We start from the raw sequence: 19,390 nt of genomic DNA on the forward strand, positions 1-19,390 counted from the left end.
CTACTCGAGGTAGTCGCGGAGCGACTGCGAGCGGGACGGGTGGCGGAGCTTGGCCATGGTCTTCGACTCGATCTGGCGGATGCGCTCCCTCGTGACCCCGAAGGTGTCGCCGATCTGGTCGAGCGTCTTCGGCATGCCGTCGCCCAGGCCGAAGCGCATGCGGATGACGCCGGCCTCGCGCTCGGAGAGCGAGTCGAGCAGTGACTCCAGCTGCTTCTGCAGCATGGTGAAGCCCACCGCGTCGGCCGGCACGACCGCCTCGGTGTCTTCGATCAGGTCGCCGAACTCGCTGTCGCCGTCTTCACCCAGGGGCGTGTGCAGCGAGATGGGCTCGCGGCCGTACTTCTGCACCTCGACGACCTTCTCGGGCGTCATGTCGAGCTCGCGGCTGAGCTCCTCGGGCGTGGGCTCGCGACCGAGGTCCTGCAGCATCTGGCGCTGCACGCGGGCGAGCTTGTTGATGACCTCGACCATGTGCACGGGGATTCGGATGGTGCGGGCCTGGTCGGCCATGGCGCGGGTGATGGCCTGACGGATCCACCACGTGGCGTAGGTCGAGAACTTGAAGCCCTTGGTGTAGTCGAACTTCTCGACCGCACGGATGAGGCCGAGGTTGCCCTCCTGGATCAGGTCGAGGAACTGCATGCCGCGACCGGTGTAGCGCTTGGCGAGCGACACGACGAGGCGGAGGTTGGCGCCCAGCAGGTGGCTCTTGGCGCGCTGGCCGTCTTTCGCGACCCACTGCAGCTCGCGCTTGGCCTGCGGGCTGAGGTTGTCGGTGTTGGCCAGCTTGTCCTCGGCGAACAGGCCCGCCTCGATGCGCATGGCGAGCTCGACCTCCTCGGCCGCGTTCAGCAGGGCGACCTTGCCGATCTGCTTCAGGTAGTCCTTGACGGGGTCGGCGGTGGCGCCGGTGATGGTGCTGGAGTACACCGGCACCTCGTCCTCGTCGTCGACGAGCGAGAGCACCAGCGCGCCTGTCGGCAGTGCCTCCTCGGCGGCGGCGGGCTTGGTGGCCTTGTCGTCGTCGCCGTCGGTGTCGCCGGCCTCGGTGTCGCCCTCGGCGACCACCTCGGTGTCGGCCTCGACGTCGACCTCGACCTCGGTCTCCTCGTCGGGCTCGGCCTCGTCGTCGTCGGCGGCCTTGGCCTTGGTGGCGCGCTTGGGTGCAGCCTTCGCCGCCGTCTTCGGCTTCGCGGCGGCCTTGGTGGCCGGCTTCGCCTTCGCGGCGGGCCGCTTGGCGGCGGGAGCCGCGGTCTCGACCTCGTCGGGCGTCGTCGCCTTCTCGAGGGTGTCTGCGGACTTGGGGGTGGCCATTAGTTCACCTTTCACGCCACGCGGCGGGCGGATCGAGCTCGTGGCTCCGGGCGGAGGGGCCCACTGCGTGAAGATGTTTTTGGACAGTACTAAGACCCATGTCAAGTGCCGGTTTCTCGCAGCCGTAGGAGGCGCTGCGACCGTGCACAGGAACGGGTCTTCATATCAATTATTGCACGGAAACGGAAGACCGCTCACCGTCTCGCCCCCGACGGTTCACCCTCTCCGCTTCCACTTCCTGAGGAGTGCAACCCAGATGGGGCCCACGGATATTCCCTCGTCCTCCTCCATCTTGCGGCGGGTGCGACGCCGCGCGCGGAGCAGCATCACGACCCCGAAGCCGATCACGAGGTACTGCACCGAGAAGGCCAGCCGGAAGGCGTCGAGGTCATAGAGGGAGTCGCTCCAGCCCGCGTCGAACTGAGCGTCGAGGATGACGCCGATCAGGAACATGATCACGAAGCTCGCGGTGAAGCCGCCCACGTTGACGATCCCGTTCGCGGAGCCGAGCGAGCGGATCGGGTTGAACGAGCGGGCGAAGTCGAAGCCGATCAGGGAGCCGGGGCCGCCGACGCCCATCGAGACGACGAGCAGCACGATCAACCAGAACGGGGGCACGCCCGGCCAGAGCAGCACGGCCGCCCAGACGAGCCCGAGGGTCGCGGTGATGCCGAGCACGAGGTTGGAGCGACGCAGCGGGAAGCGCGCGGTGAGGATGCCGAGGATCGGCCCGGCCACCAGCCCCGTGAGAACGATCACCACCAGGAGAACGGATGCGGTGCCCTGCGCGATCCCGACGGCCGACACGAGGAAGGGGAACCCCCAGAACAGCGCGAACGCGGTGCCGGAGGACTGGGTGACGTAATGCGACCAGAAGCCCAGCTGGGTGCCTGGTCGCTTGAGGGTCGTGCCGAGGCCGCGCACCGCATCCTTCACCGAGGCCACCCGGGGCTGCTCGGGCACGTCGGCCGGGCGGTCGGCGAGGAACGCGACGCCGAGCACGAAGCCGGCGAAGGAGAGGGAGGCGGCGGCCGCGAAGGCCGGGGTCCAGCCGACGTTGTGCAGCACCCACGCGAAGGGCAGAGCACTGAGGATCTGGCCGATCGCCCCGATGTTGCCCGTCCACTGCGACAGCAGGGGAACGCTGCGGCCCTGGAACCACGAGTTGATCAGCCGGATCAGGGAGATGAAGACCGCGGCGTCGCCGGCTCCGACGAGGATGCGCCCGGCGATCGCGATGCCGATCGACGGAGCGAAGGCGAGCACGAGCTGGCCGATCACCATGATCGCGGAACCGGTGGTGATCAGGAGCTTCGGGCCGACGCGGTCGATCAGCAGCCCGATCGGGATCTGCAGGCCGGCGTAGACCACCAGCTGGAGCACGGCGAGGGCCGAGAGCAGTGCGGCGGAGGTCTCGAAGCGCTCGGCCGCGTCGACCCCGGCGACGCCGAGGGTGGACCGCTGCAGCACCGCCGCCATGTAGGCGAACACGCCGACCGCGAAGACGATCCAGGAGCGGCGGGAGTTCACTGCGCCAATGCTACTCCGGAGCGGTCAGGGCTCAGGCGGAGCGATGCCGGCTCCGGCAGTGCGGGTGCCGGCTCCGGCAGGGCGGGTGCCGGCTCAGGCGGAGCGGGTGTCGTCGTCGCCCAGGCGGTTGCCCGCGAGGAAGCGCTCGAGCTCGTCGGCGATCTCGTCGGCCGAGGGCAGCTCGCCGTCGACGTCGGTGAGCGGAGAGCGGGTGCCGTTGCCCTCCATGTAGGTGTCGTGACGCTCCTCGAGCGTCGACACCAGCCGGGCGAGCTCGGTGTTGGACTGCACCTGCTCGTCGATCTTGCCGACGAACACCCGGCCCTCTTCACGCAGACGGTCGGTGGGGAAGATCAGGCTGGTGGCCGCGCTGACGCTCTCGACCGCCACGAGCGCGGCGGTGGGGTACTCGGTGTCGGCGAGGTAGTGCGGCACGAGCAGCACGAAGCCGGCGATCGGATGCCCCAGCTCCTGCAGGCGGTACTCCACGAGGTGGAGTGCGTTCGCCGGCGCCTGGGTCGTGGGCTTCCAGACCGAGAGGGCGTCGATCAGCTCGCTCCGGTTGCCGCTGACCGTGACGCGCACGGGGCGGGTGTGCGGCACGGGCATCGGGATGGCGTGCACCCACGTGGTGGTGCTCACCGAGAAGCGCTGCACGAGCTCGATCACGGCGGCCGAGAAGCGCTCCCACTGGAAGTCGGGCTCGAAGCCGTTGAGGAACAGGAAGCGCTGGCCGATCTCGTCGGTCATCAGGTGCAGGCGGAGGGCCTGCGGCTGATAGTCGCTGATGTGATCCTGATCGAAGGTGATGATCGGGCGTCGGGCCCGGTAGTCGAGCAGGATGTCGGGGTCGAATTCCGCGACGACCGTCGACTCGAGCGTGTCGAGGAGGTACTCGCCGAACTGCGCCACGGCACCGCCGGCGTCGGTGAAGCCCGACAGAGCGGCGACGAGCTGAAGCCCGTCGGGCACGAGACCCGGTTCGGCCACGACGTCATAGAGACCGCTCGGATTTTCCATGCCCCAACTCTAATCGGGAGCGCTCACGCGGCTCGGGCGCGGGTCGCATGCCCAGAGCGAACACGGATCGGGAATAGACGGAGGAGCCCGGTTAGGCTGGCGGGATGACTTCGGCCTCGCTCTCCCTCCGCTCCCCCGACCAGCAGCTCACCGAGGAGGAGGTGCTCGTCGTCGCGGCCTCCACCGCCGACGGCGAGGTCTCGGTGCGCGGCTCGCTCGGAGCCTCGTTCGGCACCGAGATCGAGGCCGCCCTCGAGGCGTCGCTGGAGGCCGTGGCCTTCGGGGGCAAGAAGGACGAGTTCGTGCGGCTGCCCGCCCCCGCGGGCGTCACGGCGAAGGCCGTCGCCGTCGTGGGCCTGGGAACCGCCGAGCCCGACCTCGAGGCCCTCCGCTACGCCGCGGGCGTCGCGGGCCGTCGCGCCACCGGCGCCGCGCCCGTCGTGATCGACTTCGGTGTCGAGACCCCCGCGGAGCTCGAGGCCGTCGCCGAGGGCGCGGGCCTCGGCTCGTACGACTACACCGACTACCGGGGAACCGGCACCAGCTCCGAAGAGCCGGTGGCTCCCCGCCGCATCGAGGTGGTGCACGGAGCGCTCGCCGCGGAGGACGCGGCGACGGCTCTGGAGCGCGCCCGCACCTCCGCCGAGGCCGTCGAGCTCGTGCGCGACCTCGTGAACGTGCCGGCGCTCGACCTCTACCCCGCGAACTACGCCGACAAGGTCCAGGAGCTCGTCGAGGGCCTGCCGATCGAGGTCGCCGTGTGGGACGAGGAGCAGCTCGTCGCGCAGGGCTTCGGCGGCATCGCCGGTGTCGGCCAGGGTTCCGCCCGGCCGCCGCGCCTGGTGAAGGTCTCGTACCACCCGGCCGCGGCCGAGAAGCACATCGCCCTCGTGGGCAAGGGCATCACCTTCGACACGGGCGGGCTCTCGCTGAAGCCGCCGGTGTCGATGATCGGCATGAAGTACGACATGGCCGGATCGGCCACGGTGCTCGCGGCGGTGCTCGCGGCCGCCCGGCTCGATCTGCCCGTGCGGCTCACCGCCTGGCTCTGCCTGGCCGAGAACATGCCGTCAGGCGTGGCGATCCGCCCCGGCGACGTGCTCACCATCCGCGGCGGGCGCACCGTCGAGGTTCTCAACACCGACGCCGAGGGGCGTCTCGTGATGGCCGACGGCCTCGTCGCCGCGAGCGAGGAGAAGCCCGACGCGATCATCGACGTGGCGACCCTGACCGGGGCCGCCGTCGTGGCCCTGGGCAACCGCTACACCGCCGCCATGGGCGACGAGCGTCTGATCGACCAGGTGCTCCAGGCGGCCGACGCCGCCGGCGAGAAGATCTGGCCGATGCCGCTGCCCGAGGAGCTTCGTCCGCTGCTCGCCTCGGACATCGCGGACATCGCGAACGTCAAGCCGGGCAACACCGCCGGCGGGATGCTCGTCGCCGGCGTGTTCCTGAAGGACTTCGTCGGCAAGGACGACGCCGGGGTGACCATCCCCTGGGCGCACCTGGACATCGCCGGCCCCGCCCAGAACAAGGACGGCGGCTACGGCTACACGGTCAAGGGCCCGACCGGAGTGACGGTCCGCACCCTGCTCCGCCTTGCCGAGGCCTTCTCCCGCGCGTAGTAAGGTCGTAAGGGCGAAAAAAATCGCCCTTCTTCCATGCCCACCCACGCATGCGGGCCTGGATCTCTATGCACGAGGGAGTTGCTAGGTGTCGGAACAGAATTTTGACATTGTGGTTCTCGGCGGCGGCAGCGGTGGCTATGCGGCCGCCTTGCGGGCCAGCCAGCTGGGCTTCACGGTCGCGATGATCGAGAAGGACAAAGTGGGCGGCACGTGCCTGCACCGCGGCTGCATCCCGACCAAGGCGCTCCTGCACTCGGCGGAGGTCGCCGACGTCTCGCGCGAGTCGGCGAAGTACGGCGTGAACACCACCTTCGGCGGCATCGACATCGCGGCGGTCACGGCCTACCGCGAGGGCATCGTCGCGTCGAAGTACAAGGGTCTCGAGGGTCTCGTCAAGGCCCGCGGCATCACCACGATCGCCGGCGAGGGCCGCCTGACCTCCCCCACCACCGTGCAGGTCGGCGACCAGACCATCACGGGCGGCAAGATCGTGCTCGCCACCGGCTCGTACTCGCGCACCCTGCCGGGCCTCGACATCGGCGGCCGGGTGATCACCTCCGAGCAGGCCCTCGCGCTCGACTTCATCCCGAACAAGGTCGTCATCCTGGGCGGCGGCGTCATCGGCGTCGAGTTCGCGAGCGTCTGGAAGTCGTTCGGCGTCGACGTGACGATCGTCGAGGCGCTGCCCCACCTGGTGCCGAACGAGGACGAGGCGATATCGAAGCAGTTCGAGCGCGCTTTCCGCAAGCGCGGCATCGCCTTCAACCTCGGCACCCGCTTCTCGGGCGTCACCCAGGACGAGAACGGCGTCGTCGTCTCGCTCGAGGACGGCAAGACCTTCGAGGGCGACCTGCTGCTCGTCGCCGTCGGGCGCGGGCCGGCGACCGCCGGACTCGGCTTCGAGGAGGCCGGCGTGAAGGTCGACCGCGGCTTCGTCATCACCGACCACCGCCTGCAGACCAGCGTTCCCGGCGTCTACGCCGTCGGCGACATCGTGCCCGGGCTCCAGCTCGCCCACCGCGGCTTCCAGCAGGGCATCTTCGTGGCCGAGGAGATCGCGGGCCTCAACCCGCAGGTCGTCGAGGACGTGAACATCCCCAAGGTCACCTACTCCGACCCCGAGGTCGCCTCGGTCGGCCTCACCGAGGCGAAGGCCAAGGAGAAGTACGGCGACGAGAAGATCTCGTCCTACGACTACAACCTGGCCGGCAACGGCAAGAGCCACATCATCGGCACCACCGGATCCGTGAAGGTCGTGCGTCTCAACGACGGCCCCGTCATCGGCATCCACATGATCGGCGCCCGCGTGGGCGAGCTGATCGGCGAGGGCCAGCTGATCGTGAACTGGGAGGCCTACCCCGAAGACGTCGCCTCGCTCGTGCACGCGCACCCCACGCAGAACGAGGCGCTCGGCGAGGCGCACCTCGCTCTGGCCGGAAAGCCCCTGCACGCGATCTGATCGAGCGGGCCTCCGGGCCACGCCGACCGGGCCCGTGCCCCCAACCACCGTGCCGACTAGGCTGAATACGAACTGTTCCATAAGGAGACAAAGGTCATGAGCGAATCCGTCAACCTTCCCGCACTCGGTGAGAGTGTCACCGAAGGAACGGTCACCCGGTGGCTCAAGAACGTCGGCGATCGCGTCGAAGTTGACGAGCCCCTTCTCGAGGTCTCGACCGACAAGGTCGACACCGAGATCCCGTCGCCCGTCGCGGGCGTGATCGAGGAGATCCTCGTCCAGGAGGACGAGACCGTGGAGGTCGGCACCGCGCTGGTGCGCATCGGCGACGGCTCCGGTGGCGGCGATGCCGCCCCGGCCCCGGCCGAGGCTCCCGCCGAGGAGGCCCCCGCGGCCCCCGCCGAGTCGGCTGCTCCCGCGGAGCCCGCTCCGGCCGCTCCCGCCGAGGAGAAGCCCGAGGAGGTCGTCACCCCCTCGGTCGACGCACCGGCCCCCGCCGAGGAGCCCGCTCCGTCGGCTCCCGAGCCCGTGCAGGAGACCCCGGCACCCGCTCCGGTCGCTGCAGCTCCCGCCGCTGCCCCGGCTCCCGTTGCCGCCCCGGCACCGGCCGCCGCTGCCCCCGCCGCCGCTGCCCCCGCCGCCGCTGCCCCCGCCGCCGAGGCTGCCGCCGCGCCGTCCGGCCCGAACGCCGGCTACGTCACCCCGCTGGTGCGGAAGCTCGCTCACGACCAGGGCGTCGACCTCTCGACCGTGACCGGTTCGGGCGTCGGCGGCCGCATCCGCAAGGAGGACGTGCTCGCCGCGGCCGAGGCCGCCAAGGCCCCCGCTGCCGCTCCGGCCGCCGCCGAGGCGCCGGCCCCGAGCACCAAGCTCGAGACCTCGCCGCTGCGGGGCACCACGCAGCCGATGTCGCGCCTCCGCAAGGTCGTCGCGGAGCGCGCCGTGGCCTCGATGCAGGCGTCGGCGCAGCTGACGACCGTGGTGGAGGTCGACGTCACCAAGGTCGCGGCGTTCCGCGACTCGGTGAAGGGCTCGTTCCTCGAGAAGACCGGCCAGAAGCTCTCCTTCCTGCCGTTCTTCGCCCTGGCCGCGGCCGAGGCGCTCAAGGCGTTCCCGATCATCAACGCCACGGTCGACGGTGACAGCATCGTCTACCCCGACCACGAGAGCATCAGCATCGCGGTCGACACCGAGCGCGGTCTCCTCACCCCCGTGGTAAAAAACGCCGGTGACCTCGACATCGCGGGCTTCGCGGCCCAGATCGCCGACCTCGCCGCCCGCACCCGCGACAACAAGCTGAAGCCCGACGAGCTGGCCGGCGGAACCTTCACCCTCACCAACACCGGTTCGCGCGGCGCGCTGTTCGACACGCCGCTCGTCTTCCTCCCGCAGGTCGCCATCCTCGGCACCGGCGCGGTCGTGAGGAAGCCGGCGATCGTGAAGGTCGACGGAGCCGACGCCATCGCGGTGCGCTCGATGGTCTACCTCGCCCTGAGCTACGACCACCGCATCGTCGACGGTGCCGACGCCGCCCGCTTCCTCAGCGCGGTCAAGAACCGCCTCGAAGAGGGCGCCTTCCAGGCCGACCTCGGCATCTGACCCCGCGGTCGCACCGAGCTCGTACGAGCGGATCCTGAAGCCGGTCTCGCCCCTCACCACGAGGAGCGAGACCGGCTTCGCCGTTCCTTCTCCGCCCTCGACCTCGTCCTCCGTCGCCCCGTCCACGCCCACCGTCGCGCCGCCGGCACCGCCCGTGACCGTGGCCCGCAACAGCACCAGTCCGCCGAAGTCCTGAACCACCTCGACCCCGCGCACGGTGCCGCCCAGCGGATCGGCCCGACCGTCCTCGCCGCCGCTCGCCGCCCGCGCCCGGTCCTGAGCGAACGCCGGAGAATCCCGGCTCTCGACCCGTTCCAGGCATTCGTCCCCCTCCCTGCCGAGGCACGCCGCTCGGTCGGCCAGCAGCTCCGTGACTGCGGCCACCGGGTCGGCCCGCGGGTCGGCGTAGCCGGGCACTGTCCGCACCACGCTCGAAGCACCCTCGGACGGTGACGATGACGATGACGGTGCAGGGGACGGTGACGGGGACACCGCCGTCGACTCCGGTGGAGGAGCACTCGACGTGGCCTCTCCGTCGCGCGGGAGGGGCAGGAGCGACACCACCGCCGCGACGGCGACCGCCACCACCGCACCGACCATCAGTGCGATCCGCCGGTGCCGGCCCTCCACCGCACGCCTCCCGCGAGACCGCACCGAGCGCCGCACGGCCGTCCAGCTCTCCCGCATCGCCAGCAGCGCGGGCTCCAGCGTCTCGATGAACTGCAGCTCAGGTGCCTCGCCCGGCTCCACGACGACAGGCCGCCACGGATCATGGCCGGCCCCACCCACCGCCTCGACCGGTTCCACCACGACCGGCCGCGACGGATCATGGCCGGCCCCACCCACCGCCGCATCACCGACCTCCGCTCTGGACCGAAACGCCGCATCACCCGCCTCCGCGCTGGACTCAGCTCCCGCATCGCGGACACCGCTCGCACCACCCCGGGCCACCTCGAGCAGCACCCGCAGGTCGGCTGCCCGAGCGGCCTCATAGTCCGTGCGCCCGGCGCCCGTCCGGGCGATCTCCGACCCGTCGAGCATCACCGCGTGCCCGAACCCCACGACGCCCAGCGCACCGGAGGCGTCGATCAGCAGGGCGGAACCGTCGAGAGCCCCGTGCGCGATCCCGATCGAGTGCAGGGCGGCGACGGTGGTGGCGAGGGAGCGCGCAGCCTCCGGGGGCAGCGCCGACGGGTGGGCCGGGCGGCCCGGCACGAGCGACATGACCGTGACGGGGTCGTCGTGCGCGGTGCGGAGGCACGCCACGAGCGTCGGCATGGCCGCGACCGGATGCCGCGCCAGTACCTCGCACTCCGCGCGGCAGGCGGCCCGGGCATCCGGAACCCACACCTTCACGATCACCGTCGCCCGCTGATCACCTACCGGATGCGCCCGGAAGACATTCGCTCGCTCCCCCACCGCCACGAGCTCGGTGAGACGGTAGCCGGGCACGAGAGGTGGGGCGGGTGAGGTCATGCCAGAAGCGTGACGCAGCGCTCGGCAGCCGCAACGGTCGGCAAGCGATCTGGGGAGGAACGAGCATCCGGAACCCAGTGTGCAGGAGGGGCAGCAGACGTGCAGCCCCGATCGCACGCCCGCAGAGAACGTGGCCCCCGATGACGGTGCCAACCCGTATCCTTGGAGTCATGGCACGCAACACCGAGAAGACCCCCAAGAAGCCCAAAGAGCCCGGCCGTCTGAAGCAGATGTGGCAGGTCTTCAAGATGACCCGCCGCTACGACTCCCACGCGGTGTGGATCATGGCGCTCGGCTTCGCCCTGCCCGTGATCGTCGGCGTCGTGCTGGCGCTCGTGCTCGCGGGCGGCAACGTCTTCGGAATGGTGATGTGGATCCTGGCGGGCGTGCTCGCCGGTCTGCTGGCCGCCCTGATCATCCTCGGCCGTCGTGCCGAGCGTGCCGCCTACAAGCAGATCGAGGGGCAGCCGGGTGCGGTCGGCGCGGTGCTCCGCAGCTCGCTCCGCCGCAGCTGGACGGGCAGCGAGATGCCGATCGCCGTCAACGGCAAGACGCAGGATGCGGTCTACCGCGCCGTCGGCCGCGGCGGTGTCGTGCTGATCGGTGAGGGCTCGAAGACCCGCACCACCAAGATGCAGGAGGACGAGCGGCGCAAGGTGCTGCGCATCCTGCCCAACGTGCCCGTGACCTTCATCAACGTCGGCCCCGACGCCGGCACGGTGCCGCTCCACCGCGTGCCGCGCACGCTCGCGAAGATCAAGCCCACGCTCACCAAGCCCGAGGTGCTCGCCGTGTCGAACCGGCTCACGTCGCTGTCGTCGTCGCCGCTGCCGATCCCCAAGGGCATCGACCCGATGCGCATGCGTCCGCAGCGCGGCCGCTAGCGCGCATCCCTCTACGAACGAAGGCCCCGTCACAGGACGGGGCCTTCTTCGTGGGACAACCAGCCGCTCAGCGCTTGATCAGCATGGTCCCCGCGAACACGTCGTGCAGCCCCCGCTGATCCGAGTCCCAGATCACGGCCGGGATGATGAGCACGAGCAGCACGGTGCGGAGAATCGGCCGCCACCGCCCTGCCCAGCTGCCGTCGAGCCGCACCAGCCGCAGCCCCAGCAGCAGGTGCCCGACGCCGCCGCCGAGCAGGATGAGCAGCACGATCTGCTCGACCAGGAAGATCAGCAGACTCGCCCAGTCGCTGCCGAAGAAGAACGCGAAGTAGATCACGTAGCAGAGCGCGAAATCGATCAGGAGGGCGGCGATCCGGCGGCCGGGGCGGGCGATCGAGCCGTGGCCCTCGCGGTTCAGGCCGAGGCGCTCCCCCGGCCAGTCGCTCGGGGCGGCCCCGCCGGGCGGGAGTGGTGCAGAAGACGTCACCGCACAAGCCTAGAGCCGAAGAGTGAACGGATGCCCAGCCCGCCGGCCACGCGCATCCGTCCACAATCCGTGAAGCCGTAACATCCCGGAAACAATCGCGACACAGTCGGGCAACCCCCTGCCTCTATCCTGACGAGTGGCTGCATCTGTAGCTGTTTCTGTACCAAGCCATTTGGAGATCTCTCACATGTTCAGTGATTCTTCCGAGGTGCTCAAGTTCATCAAGGACACGGATGTCAAGTTCCTCGACATCCGATTCACGGACCTTCCCGGGGTCCAGCAGCACTTCAACATCCCCGCCTCCACCGTCGACGAGGAGTTCTTCGCGGTCGGACAGCTCTTCGATGGCTCGTCGATCCGCGGTTTCGCGTCGATCCACGAGTCGGACATGCAGCTCATCCCTGACGTCTCCACGGCTTACGTCGACCCCTTCCGGGCCGAGCGCACCCTCATCATCGTCTTCGACATCTACAACCCGCGGAACGGCGAGATCTACTCGCGCGACCCGCGTCAGGTGGCCAAGAAGGCCGAGAAGTACCTCGCGTCGACCGGCATCGCCGACACCGCGTTCTTCGCCCCCGAGGCCGAGTTCTACATCTTCGACGACGTGCGCTACGAGGTGAAGCAGAACTCGAGCTTCTACTCGGTCGACTCCAGCGAGGCCGCGTGGAACACCGGTCGCGAGGAGGAGGGCGGAAACCTCGCCAACAAGACCCCCTACAAGGGCGGCTACTTCCCCGTCAGCCCGGTCGACCAGCACGCCGACCTGCGCGACGACATCTGCCTCAAGCTGATCGACGCCGGCCTCATCCTCGAGCGCTCGCACCACGAGGTCGGCACCGCCGGCCAGGGTGAGATCAACTACCGCTTCGACACCATGGTGCACGCGGCCGACGACATCCTGAAGTTCAAGTACATCGTGAAGAACACGGCGAACCTCTGGGGCAAGACCGCGACGTTCATGCCGAAGCCGCTCTTCGGCGACAACGGCTCGGGCATGCACACCCACCAGTCGCTGTGGAACGACGGCACCCCGCTGTTCTACGACGAGGCTGGCTACGGCGGGCTCAGTGACCTCGCGCGCTGGTACATCGGCGGTCTGCTGAAGCACGCCCCCGCGGTGCTCGCCTTCACGAACCCGACGGTGAACTCCTACCACCGCCTGGTGCCCGGCTTCGAGGCCCCCGTGAACCTGGTCTACTCGGCCGGAAACCGCTCGGCGTCGATCCGCATCCCGATCACGGGCACGAACCCCAAGGCCAAGCGCATCGAGTTCCGTGCGCCCGACGCCTCGGGCAACCCGTACCTCGCGTTCGCCGCACAGCTGATGGCGGGCCTCGACGGCATCGCCAACCGCATCGAGCCGCACGAGCCCGTCGACAAGGACCTGTACGAGCTTCCCCCCGAGGAGGCGAAGAACATCCCGCAGGTTCCCGCGACGCTCGATGCCGCGCTCGACGCGCTCGAGGCCGACCACGAGTTCCTCACCAAGGGCAACGTCTTCACTCCCGACCTGATCGAGACCTGGATCTCGTACAAGCGCGAGAACGAGATCAAGCCCATCGCCCAGCGCCCGCACCCGTTCGAGTTCGAGCTCTACTACGGCGTGTAAGCACACCGCACGATCACGGGCCGCATCCTCTCGCGAGGGTGCGGCCCTTCTCGTTGCAGCGGGCGAGCGGATGCGCGGCAGCGCTCCGAGACGTCACGACGTCGCGGCGCCGAGCCCCGGCGCGGCCTCGACCCCTACTGCCCGTAGAACAACCGCTCGAAGACCGTGCGGGAGCGGCGGGTGACCCCGAGGTAGTCCTCCTCGAGCTGCGACGCCGACCCCGGAGGGTACTCCAGCAGCCGCGCGACGCCCTCGAGCGAGCGGCGGTCGGACGGCAGCACGTCGGAGGTCTTGTTCGTCCAGAGGGTCATCGCCGAGCGTGCGCGGGACGCGAAGATCCAGGCCTCCCGCAGCTTCCGGGCGTCGTCGTGGTTGATCAGCCCGGCGGCCTCCTCGGCGGCGAGGGCGAGCAGCGTCGACGTCGTGCGGAGCGACGGGATCGGCGAGGCGTTCTGCAGCTGCAGCAGCTGCACGTACCACTCGACGTCGCTCAGCGAGCCCCGGCCGAGCTTCAGGTGCCGCGCCGGATCGGCGCCCTGCGGCAGCCGCTCCTTCTCGACCCGGGCCTTGATGCGCTTGACCTCGCGGGCCTCGGTCTCCGAGAGCGTCGAGGGGTAGCGCACGGTGTCGGCCAGCGCGTGGAAATCCTCGATCAGCGCCCGGTCGCCGGCGACGCCGTTCGCGCGGAGCAGCGCCTGCGCCTCCCAGGTCAGCGACCAGCGCTCGTAGTAGGTGGCGTACGAGGCGAAGGAGCGCACCGCAGGGCCGTTCTTGCCCTCGGGACGCAGATCGATGTCGAGGTCGAGCGGCAGCCGCGCATCCTCGGTCAGGCGCACCAGCTCGTTCACGATGAACTGCGCCACCGACTGACCCGTCGCCGTGTCGACGCGCACCGGTCGGAAGACGTAGAGCACGTCGGCGTCGGAGCCGAAGCCGAGCTCGCCGCCGCCGTAGCGGCCCATGCCGATGATCGCGAACTCGATGCCGTCGCCGTGCGCGAGGGCGGCCGACTGGCGGATGACCGCCACCGTCCCCTCGAGCAGCACCGTCGTGACGTCGGTCAGCCCCTTGCCGAGCTCCTGCACGGTGACCATGCCGAGGATCGACGCGATCGCGAGCCGCAGCACCTCGCGCCGGCGGGCCGTGCGGAGGGCCATCGCGGCCGCGTCGGGGGTGTCGTGGCGGGCCACGATCGAGCGCATCTCGTCGTCGAGCACGGCGCGCGGGCGGGGGCGCAGCTCCTCGTCGTTCTCGAGCCAGGCGGCGGCCTCGGGGATGCGCTCCAAGAGCTCCCCCACGAAGCGCGAGCCCGACAGCACCTGGGTGAGCCGCGCGGCGGCGCCGGAGGAGTCGCGGAGCATCCGGAGGAACCAGTAGGTCTCCCCCAGGGTGTCGGAGAGCCGGCGGAACGCCAGCAGCCCGTAGTCGGGGTCGGCCCCGTTCGCGAACCACTGCAGCATCACGGGCAGCAGCGTTCGCTGGATCTGCGCGCGCCGCGAGACACCAGCCGTCATCGCCCGGATGTGACCGAGCGCGCCGCCCGGGTTCTGGAAGCCGATCGCCGCGAGCCGGGCCTCGGCCTGCGCGCTCGTGAGGGCCTGCTCGTCAGGTGAGAGCGCGGCGACGGCGGCGAGCAGCGGGCGGTAGAAGAGACGCTCGTGCAGGCTCCGCACGCGCACCTTGATCGCGGTCCAGCGGGTGACCAGGTCGGCGGCGCTTCCGGCGAGCCCGGTGCCGCGGGCGAGCACGCGCTGCTCCGACTCGTCGCGGGGCATCAGGTGGGTGCGGCTCAGCTGCCGCAGCTGCAGCCGGTGCTCGAGCAGGCGCAGGATGCGGTAGTCCTGGCCGAACTCCACGGCCTCGACCCGGCCGATGTAGCCGGCGTCGGCCAGGGCCGTCAGCGCCGGAAGCGTGCCGCGCTGCCGCACCGTCTCATCGGTCTGGCCGTGCACGAGCTGCAGCAGCTGCACGGTGAACTCGATGTCGCGGAGGCCCCCGGGGCCGAGCTTCAGCTGGTACTCGACGTCGTCGTTCTTGATGTGCTCGGTGACCCGCTCGCGCATCCGCTGCACCGACTCGACGAAGTTCTCCCGCGAGGCGCTCGACCAGACCTGAGGCGCCACCAGCCGGGTGTACTCCTCGCCGAGCGCGAGGTCGCCGGCAAGGGGGCGCGCCTTCAGCAGCGCCTGGAACTCCCAGTTCTTCGCCCAGCGGTCGTAGTAGGCCGCGTGCGACTCGAGCGAGCGAACCAGGGCGCCCGCCTTGCCCTCGGGCCTGAGGTTCGGGTCGACCTCCCAGAGGCCGGGTTCGAGACCGGATTCGCCGATGCCGCGCATGGTCACCATCGCCAGGCGAGTGGCGATCTCCATCGCGCTCGACGTGGGCAGCGCGCCCGAGCCCTCGCCGACGAAGATCACGTCGACGTCGCTGACGTAGTTCAGCTCGCCCGCGCCGGCCTTGCCCATGCCGATGATGGCAAGACGGGTGGCCCGCACGTCGTCGGCCGGGAACTGCCAGAGGCCGTTGCCCTTCGTCGAGATCTGGCGGCGGGCCACCGCGAGGGCCGCCTCGAGCGCGCCGGCCGCGAGGTCGGCGAGGGCTTTGGCCACGAGGGGCACGCCGGCGACCGGGTCGGGCTGCTCGAGGTCGTAGGCGGTGACGAGGGCGAGCAGCACGCGGTAGCGCACCCGCAGCGCCGTCCAGGCGTCCTCCCCGACGAGGGCCGAGAAGCCGTCGACGGCGCCGACCGACTCCAGCAGCGACCGTCCGGCCTCCTCGGCGTCGGGCAGCCGCAGGGTCTCGACGTCGAGCGCGGCCAGCTCGCGCGGGTGCCGGGTGAAGAAGTCGGTCAGACCGGCGGATGCCCCGAACACCCGGATGACGCGCGTGCGCAGCCGAGCATCCGCGAACGCCTGCTGCAGCACCGCGGGCGAGCGCAGGCCGAAGCGCCGCACACCCTCGAGCGCCTGGTCGGGGTCGGCCGCCGCCTGGAACGCGGGCAGCAGCTCCTCGACCGGCACGCCGCTCGCCTCGGCGAGAGCGGGCAGCTCCTCGGCCGCCCAGCTCAACCGGGCGAAGCCGAGGCGCGCCAGATCGGTCAGCGCGGTCTTGGAACGGGGCATCAGGCGCGTCTCAGCGGAGCCGCCGCCCGGCACGGAGCCGGGCGGCCGCACTCACAAGATCTCGAGGTTGGATTTCAGCTCGTAGGGCGTGACCTGGGCGCGGTAGGCCTTCCACTCCTGCCGCTTGTTCAGCAGCACGTAGTTGAAGACCTGCTCACCGAGGGTCTCGGCGACGAGCTCCGACTCCTCCATCAGGCTGATGGCGCGGTCGAGCGAGGCCGGCAGCGCGTCGTAGCCGAGCGCCTTGCGCTCCGCGTCGGTGAGGCTCCACACGTTGTCCTCCGCCTCGGGCGGCAGCTCGTAGCCCTCTTCGATGCCCTTGAGACCCGCTGCGAGAAGCAGCGAGTAGGCCAGGTACGGGTTCGCCGCCGAGTCGATCGCGCGGTACTCGATGCGCGACGACTGGCCCTTGTTGGGCTTGTACAGCGGCACGCGCACGAGCGCCGAGCGGTTGTTGTGACCCCAGCAGACGAAGCTCGGGGCCTCGTCGCCGCCCCAGAGGCGCTTGTAGGAGTTGACGAACTGGTTCGTCACCGCCGTGATCTCGGGGGCGTGCTTCAGCAGCCCGGCGATGAAGTTGCGGCCGATCTTCGACAGCTGGTACTCGGCGCCCTGCTCGTAGAACGCGTTCGCGTCGCCCTCGAACAGCGACAGGTGGGTGTGCATGCCCGACCCCGGATGCCCGGACAGCGGCTTCGGCATGAACGTCGCATAGACGCCTTGCTCGATCGCCACCTCCTTGATCACGGTGCGGAAGGTCATGATGTTGTCGGCGGTGGTGAGCGCGTCGGCGTACCGGAGGTCGATCTCGTTCTGGCCCGGGCCCGCCTCGTGGTGGCTGAACTCCACCGAGATGCCGAGGTCTTCGAGCATGCGCACCGAACGGCGACGGAAGTCGTGCGCGGTGCCACCCGGCACGTTGTCGAAGTAGCCGGCCGAGTCGACCGGCTCGGGGCCGTCTGGCCCGTACTGCGACGACTTGAGCAGGTAGAACTCGATCTCGGGGTGCGTGTAGAACGTGAAGCCGCGGTCGGCGGCCTTCGCCAGGGTGCGCTTCAGCACGTTGCGCGGGTCGGCGACGGCGGGCTGGCCGTCGGGCGTCGTGATGTCGCAGAACATGCGCGCCGTCGGGTCGATCTCGCCCCGCCAGGGCAGGATCTGGAACGTCGTGGGGTCGGGATGCGCGAGCACGTCGGCCTCGAACGAGCGGGTGAGACCCTCGATCGCGGAGCCGTCGAAACCGAGGCCCTCGGCGAACGCGCCCTCGACCTCGGCCGGGGCGATCGCGACGGATTTCAGGGTGCCGACGACGTCTGTGAACCAGAGCCGAACGAACTTGATGCCCCGCTCCTCGATCGTACGAAGAACGAAGTCCCGTTGCTTATCCATCTGGCGGACAGACCCTCTCTCCGGCACACGCTCATGCCCCTATTAGGCTAGTGGCTATGCCGAGACTTCGCTTAGCGTTGGCCCAGACGAACCCCGTGCTGGGAGACCTCGAGGGGAACTCCCGCGAGATCATCCGCCTGACCCGCGAGGCGGCCGAGGCGGGCAGCGACCTCGTCGCGTTCGGCGAGATGGCGATCTCGGGCTACCCCATCGAAGACCTCGCGATGCGGCCGAGCTTCCTCGCCGCCGCGCACGAGCGGGTCGACCGCCTGGCCGTCGAGCTGGCCGAAGCCGGTCTCGGCGACGTGCCGGTCATCGTCGGGCATCCGGACGGGCCCTTCGAACCCCGCCTGCTCGGCACCTCGAACGCCCCTACCGCGATCGCCCAGAACGCCGCGAGCGTGCTGCAGGGCGGGCGGGTCGTCGCCCGCTACGCCAAGCACCACCTGCCGAACTACTCGGTGTTCGACGAGTACCGCATCTTCATCCCGGGCGACGAGCTGCTGGTCATCCGGCTCAAGGGCATCGACGTCGCGCTGCTGATCTGCGAAGACCTGTGGCGCGACGGCGGGCCGGTCAGCCGGGTGCTGACGGCGGATGCGGGGCTCCTCGTGGTCATCAACGGCTCGCCCTACGAGCGCGACAAAGACGAGGTCCGCCTGCCGCTCGTCACCCGCCGGGCCACCGAGACCGACACGATCGTCGCCTACGTCAACCTGGTCGGCGGCCAGGACGACCTCGTCTTCGACGGCGACAGCGTCGTGGTCGACCGCGACGGCGGCATCCTCGCCCGCGCACCGCAGTTCCGCGAGCACCTGCTCGTGGTCGACCTCGAGCCCGAGGCGGCCACGCACGCGCAGCTGCCCGACGACGTGCGGCGGATCGAGCTCTCCCCCGGTGCCGTCGATTCGGAAAAGCCGCCCATCGCCGCCGACGTGGCCGAGCTCCCGGATGACCGGCAGCAGATCTGGGACGCGATCGTGCTGGCGCTCCGCGACTACGTGGAGAAGAACCGGTTCCCGTCGGTCATCCTCGGGCTCTCGGGCGGAATCGACTCCGCCGTCTGCGCGGCCCTCGCGGCCGACGCGATCGGAGCCGAGCGGGTGTTCGGCGTGTCGATGCCCTCGCGCTGGTCGTCCGACCACTCCCGCTCCGACGCGGACGACCTCGCCGAGCGGATCGGGCTGCACTACCGCACCGAGGCCATCGCCGACCTCGTCGTCCCGTTCGAGAACCAGCTCGGGCTCACCGACATCGCCGCCGAGAACCTGCAGGCGCGCACGCGTGGCGTCATCCTGATGGGGCTGTCGAACCAGGAGGGGCACCTCGTGCTCACCACCGGCAACAAGAGCGAGCTGGCGGTCGGCTACTCGACCATCTACGGCGACTCGGTCGGCGGCTTCGCGCCGCTGAAGGACGTGCCGAAGATGCTCGTCTGGGAGCTCGCCCGGTGGCGGAACTCCCATGCCGAAGCGCTCGGACTCACGCCGCCGATCCCCGAGAACTCCATCTCGAAGCCGCCGTCGGCCGAGCTCCGCCCCGGGCAGACCGACCAGGACTCGCTGCCCGACTACGAGGAGCTCGACGCCATCCTCGAGGCCTACATCAACGGCGGACTCAGCATCGCCGACATCGTGGAGCTCGGCTTCGACACCGCGACCGTGCAGCGCATCACCACTCTCGTCGACCGGGCCGAATGGAAGCGCCGGCAGAGCGCCATCGGGCCCAAGATCTCGCGCACGGCGTTCGGGCGAGACCGGCGGCTGCCGATCACGTACCGGCCGTCTTTATAGCCGCGCCGCCGCCTCTGCGGCGCGGGCGGCGTGCGATGCCGCCGTCGCGGCCCGCTGCTTCGCGGCGTGCT

General features: G+C 70.2%; 13 protein-coding genes. 7 read left to right on the forward strand and 6 right to left on the reverse strand.

All coding sequences use genetic code 11. From position 1 onward, the window contains the following. The 3 genes from BJ984_RS13585 to BJ984_RS13595 all read right to left on the reverse strand — a co-directional run bounded on the left by BJ984_RS13585 (window position 1) and on the right by BJ984_RS13595 (window position 3,867). The gene (locus tag BJ984_RS13585; protein WP_179548464.1) at window positions 1-1,317 is read right to left on the reverse strand and encodes an RNA polymerase sigma factor; all 1,317 of its coding nucleotides are present in this window, start codon (window positions 1,315-1,317) and stop codon (window positions 1-3) included. A 216-nt stretch (window positions 1,318-1,533) separates the two neighbouring features. Further along, complete coding sequence (locus tag BJ984_RS13590; protein ID WP_179548465.1) at window positions 1,534-2,847, reverse strand: MFS transporter; 1,314 nt, start codon at window positions 2,845-2,847, stop codon at window positions 1,534-1,536. Between the two features lie 93 nt (window positions 2,848-2,940). Then, window positions 2,941-3,867: a proteasome assembly chaperone family protein gene (locus tag BJ984_RS13595; RefSeq protein WP_179548466.1), complete on the reverse strand. Its 927-nt coding sequence runs from the start codon at window positions 3,865-3,867 to the stop codon at window positions 2,941-2,943. A gap of 104 nt (window positions 3,868-3,971) precedes the next feature. On the opposite strand from BJ984_RS13595, the gene BJ984_RS13600 reads away from it, so the two are divergent. From BJ984_RS13600 to BJ984_RS13620, 5 genes are all read left to right on the forward strand, one after another. Further along, on the forward strand, window positions 3,972-5,492 hold the full coding sequence (locus BJ984_RS13600; protein WP_179548467.1) for a leucyl aminopeptidase: 1,521 nt from the start codon (window positions 3,972-3,974) through the stop codon (window positions 5,490-5,492). Between the two features lie 88 nt (window positions 5,493-5,580). Further along, a complete protein-coding gene (lpdA, locus tag BJ984_RS13605; RefSeq protein ID WP_179548468.1) occupies window positions 5,581-6,954 on the forward strand; it encodes a dihydrolipoyl dehydrogenase in 1,374 nt (457 codons plus the stop codon). Window positions 6,955-7,050: 96 nt separating this feature from the next. Beyond that, window positions 7,051-8,553 (forward strand): 2-oxoglutarate dehydrogenase, E2 component, dihydrolipoamide succinyltransferase, encoded by a 1,503-nt coding sequence (gene sucB / locus BJ984_RS13610; protein ID WP_179548469.1) that lies wholly within the window; start codon window positions 7,051-7,053, stop codon window positions 8,551-8,553. A gap of 1,222 nt (window positions 8,554-9,775) precedes the next feature. Beyond that, window positions 9,776-9,928 carry a hypothetical protein gene (locus tag BJ984_RS13615; RefSeq protein ID WP_179548470.1) on the forward strand — a complete coding sequence of 51 codons (153 nt, stop codon included), beginning with the start codon at window positions 9,776-9,778 and terminating at the stop codon, window positions 9,926-9,928. 271 nt (window positions 9,929-10,199) lie between these two features. After that, complete coding sequence (locus BJ984_RS13620; RefSeq protein ID WP_173181103.1) at window positions 10,200-10,913, forward strand: DUF4191 domain-containing protein; 714 nt, start codon at window positions 10,200-10,202, stop codon at window positions 10,911-10,913. Between the two features lie 67 nt (window positions 10,914-10,980). On the opposite strand, the gene BJ984_RS13625 is transcribed toward BJ984_RS13620, so the two are convergent. Beyond that, on the reverse strand, window positions 10,981-11,403 hold the full coding sequence (locus BJ984_RS13625) for an RDD family protein (RefSeq protein ID WP_173181104.1): 423 nt from the start codon (window positions 11,401-11,403) through the stop codon (window positions 10,981-10,983). 187 nt (window positions 11,404-11,590) lie between these two features. Here BJ984_RS13625 and glnA point away from each other — a divergent pair, with 187 nt between their 5' ends. Beyond that, entirely contained in the window at window positions 11,591-13,015 is a 1,425-nt protein-coding gene (glnA, locus tag BJ984_RS13630; protein ID WP_173181105.1) for a type I glutamate--ammonia ligase, read from the forward strand. 134 nt (window positions 13,016-13,149) lie between these two features. Here the strand turns inward: glnA and BJ984_RS13635 are convergent, their stop codons facing one another. Beyond that, complete coding sequence (locus BJ984_RS13635) at window positions 13,150-16,137, reverse strand: bifunctional [glutamine synthetase] adenylyltransferase/[glutamine synthetase]-adenylyl-L-tyrosine phosphorylase (protein WP_179548471.1); 2,988 nt, start codon at window positions 16,135-16,137, stop codon at window positions 13,150-13,152. A gap of 51 nt (window positions 16,138-16,188) precedes the next feature. Continuing rightward, window positions 16,189-17,526 (reverse strand): glutamine synthetase family protein, encoded by a 1,338-nt coding sequence (locus BJ984_RS13640; RefSeq protein WP_173181107.1) that lies wholly within the window; start codon window positions 17,524-17,526, stop codon window positions 16,189-16,191. Between the two features lie 56 nt (window positions 17,527-17,582). Between BJ984_RS13640 and BJ984_RS13645 the strand changes: the two genes are divergently transcribed. Continuing rightward, the gene (locus BJ984_RS13645; protein ID WP_179548472.1) at window positions 17,583-19,319 is read left to right on the forward strand and encodes an NAD+ synthase; all 1,737 of its coding nucleotides are present in this window, start codon (window positions 17,583-17,585) and stop codon (window positions 19,317-19,319) included. The last annotated feature ends 71 nt before the right edge of the window (window positions 19,320-19,390 follow it).

The organism is Herbiconiux flava (assembly GCF_013409865.1).
In the GTDB taxonomy this organism is placed as follows: domain Bacteria; phylum Actinomycetota; class Actinomycetes; order Actinomycetales; family Microbacteriaceae; genus Herbiconiux; species Herbiconiux flava.

Coding starts and splice junctions, on each gene's coding strand:
- BJ984_RS13615 (WP_179548470.1), top strand. CDS start 9,776: ATGACCGTGACGGGGTCGTCGTGCGCGGTGCGGAGGCACGCCACGAGC.
- BJ984_RS13645 (WP_179548472.1), top strand. CDS start 17,583: ATGCCGAGACTTCGCTTAGCGTTGGCCCAGACGAACCCCGTGCTGGGA.
- sucB (WP_179548469.1), top strand. CDS start 7,051: ATGAGCGAATCCGTCAACCTTCCCGCACTCGGTGAGAGTGTCACCGAA.
- BJ984_RS13620 (WP_173181103.1), top strand. CDS start 10,200: ATGGCACGCAACACCGAGAAGACCCCCAAGAAGCCCAAAGAGCCCGGC.
- BJ984_RS13595 (WP_179548466.1), bottom strand. CDS start 3,867: ATGGAAAATCCGAGCGGTCTCTATGACGTCGTGGCCGAACCGGGTCTC.
- glnA (WP_173181105.1), top strand. CDS start 11,591: ATGTTCAGTGATTCTTCCGAGGTGCTCAAGTTCATCAAGGACACGGAT.
- BJ984_RS13585 (WP_179548464.1), bottom strand. CDS start 1,317: ATGGCCACCCCCAAGTCCGCAGACACCCTCGAGAAGGCGACGACGCCC.
- BJ984_RS13640 (WP_173181107.1), bottom strand. CDS start 17,526: ATGGATAAGCAACGGGACTTCGTTCTTCGTACGATCGAGGAGCGGGGC.
- BJ984_RS13600 (WP_179548467.1), top strand. CDS start 3,972: ATGACTTCGGCCTCGCTCTCCCTCCGCTCCCCCGACCAGCAGCTCACC.
- BJ984_RS13635 (WP_179548471.1), bottom strand. CDS start 16,137: ATGCCCCGTTCCAAGACCGCGCTGACCGATCTGGCGCGCCTCGGCTTC.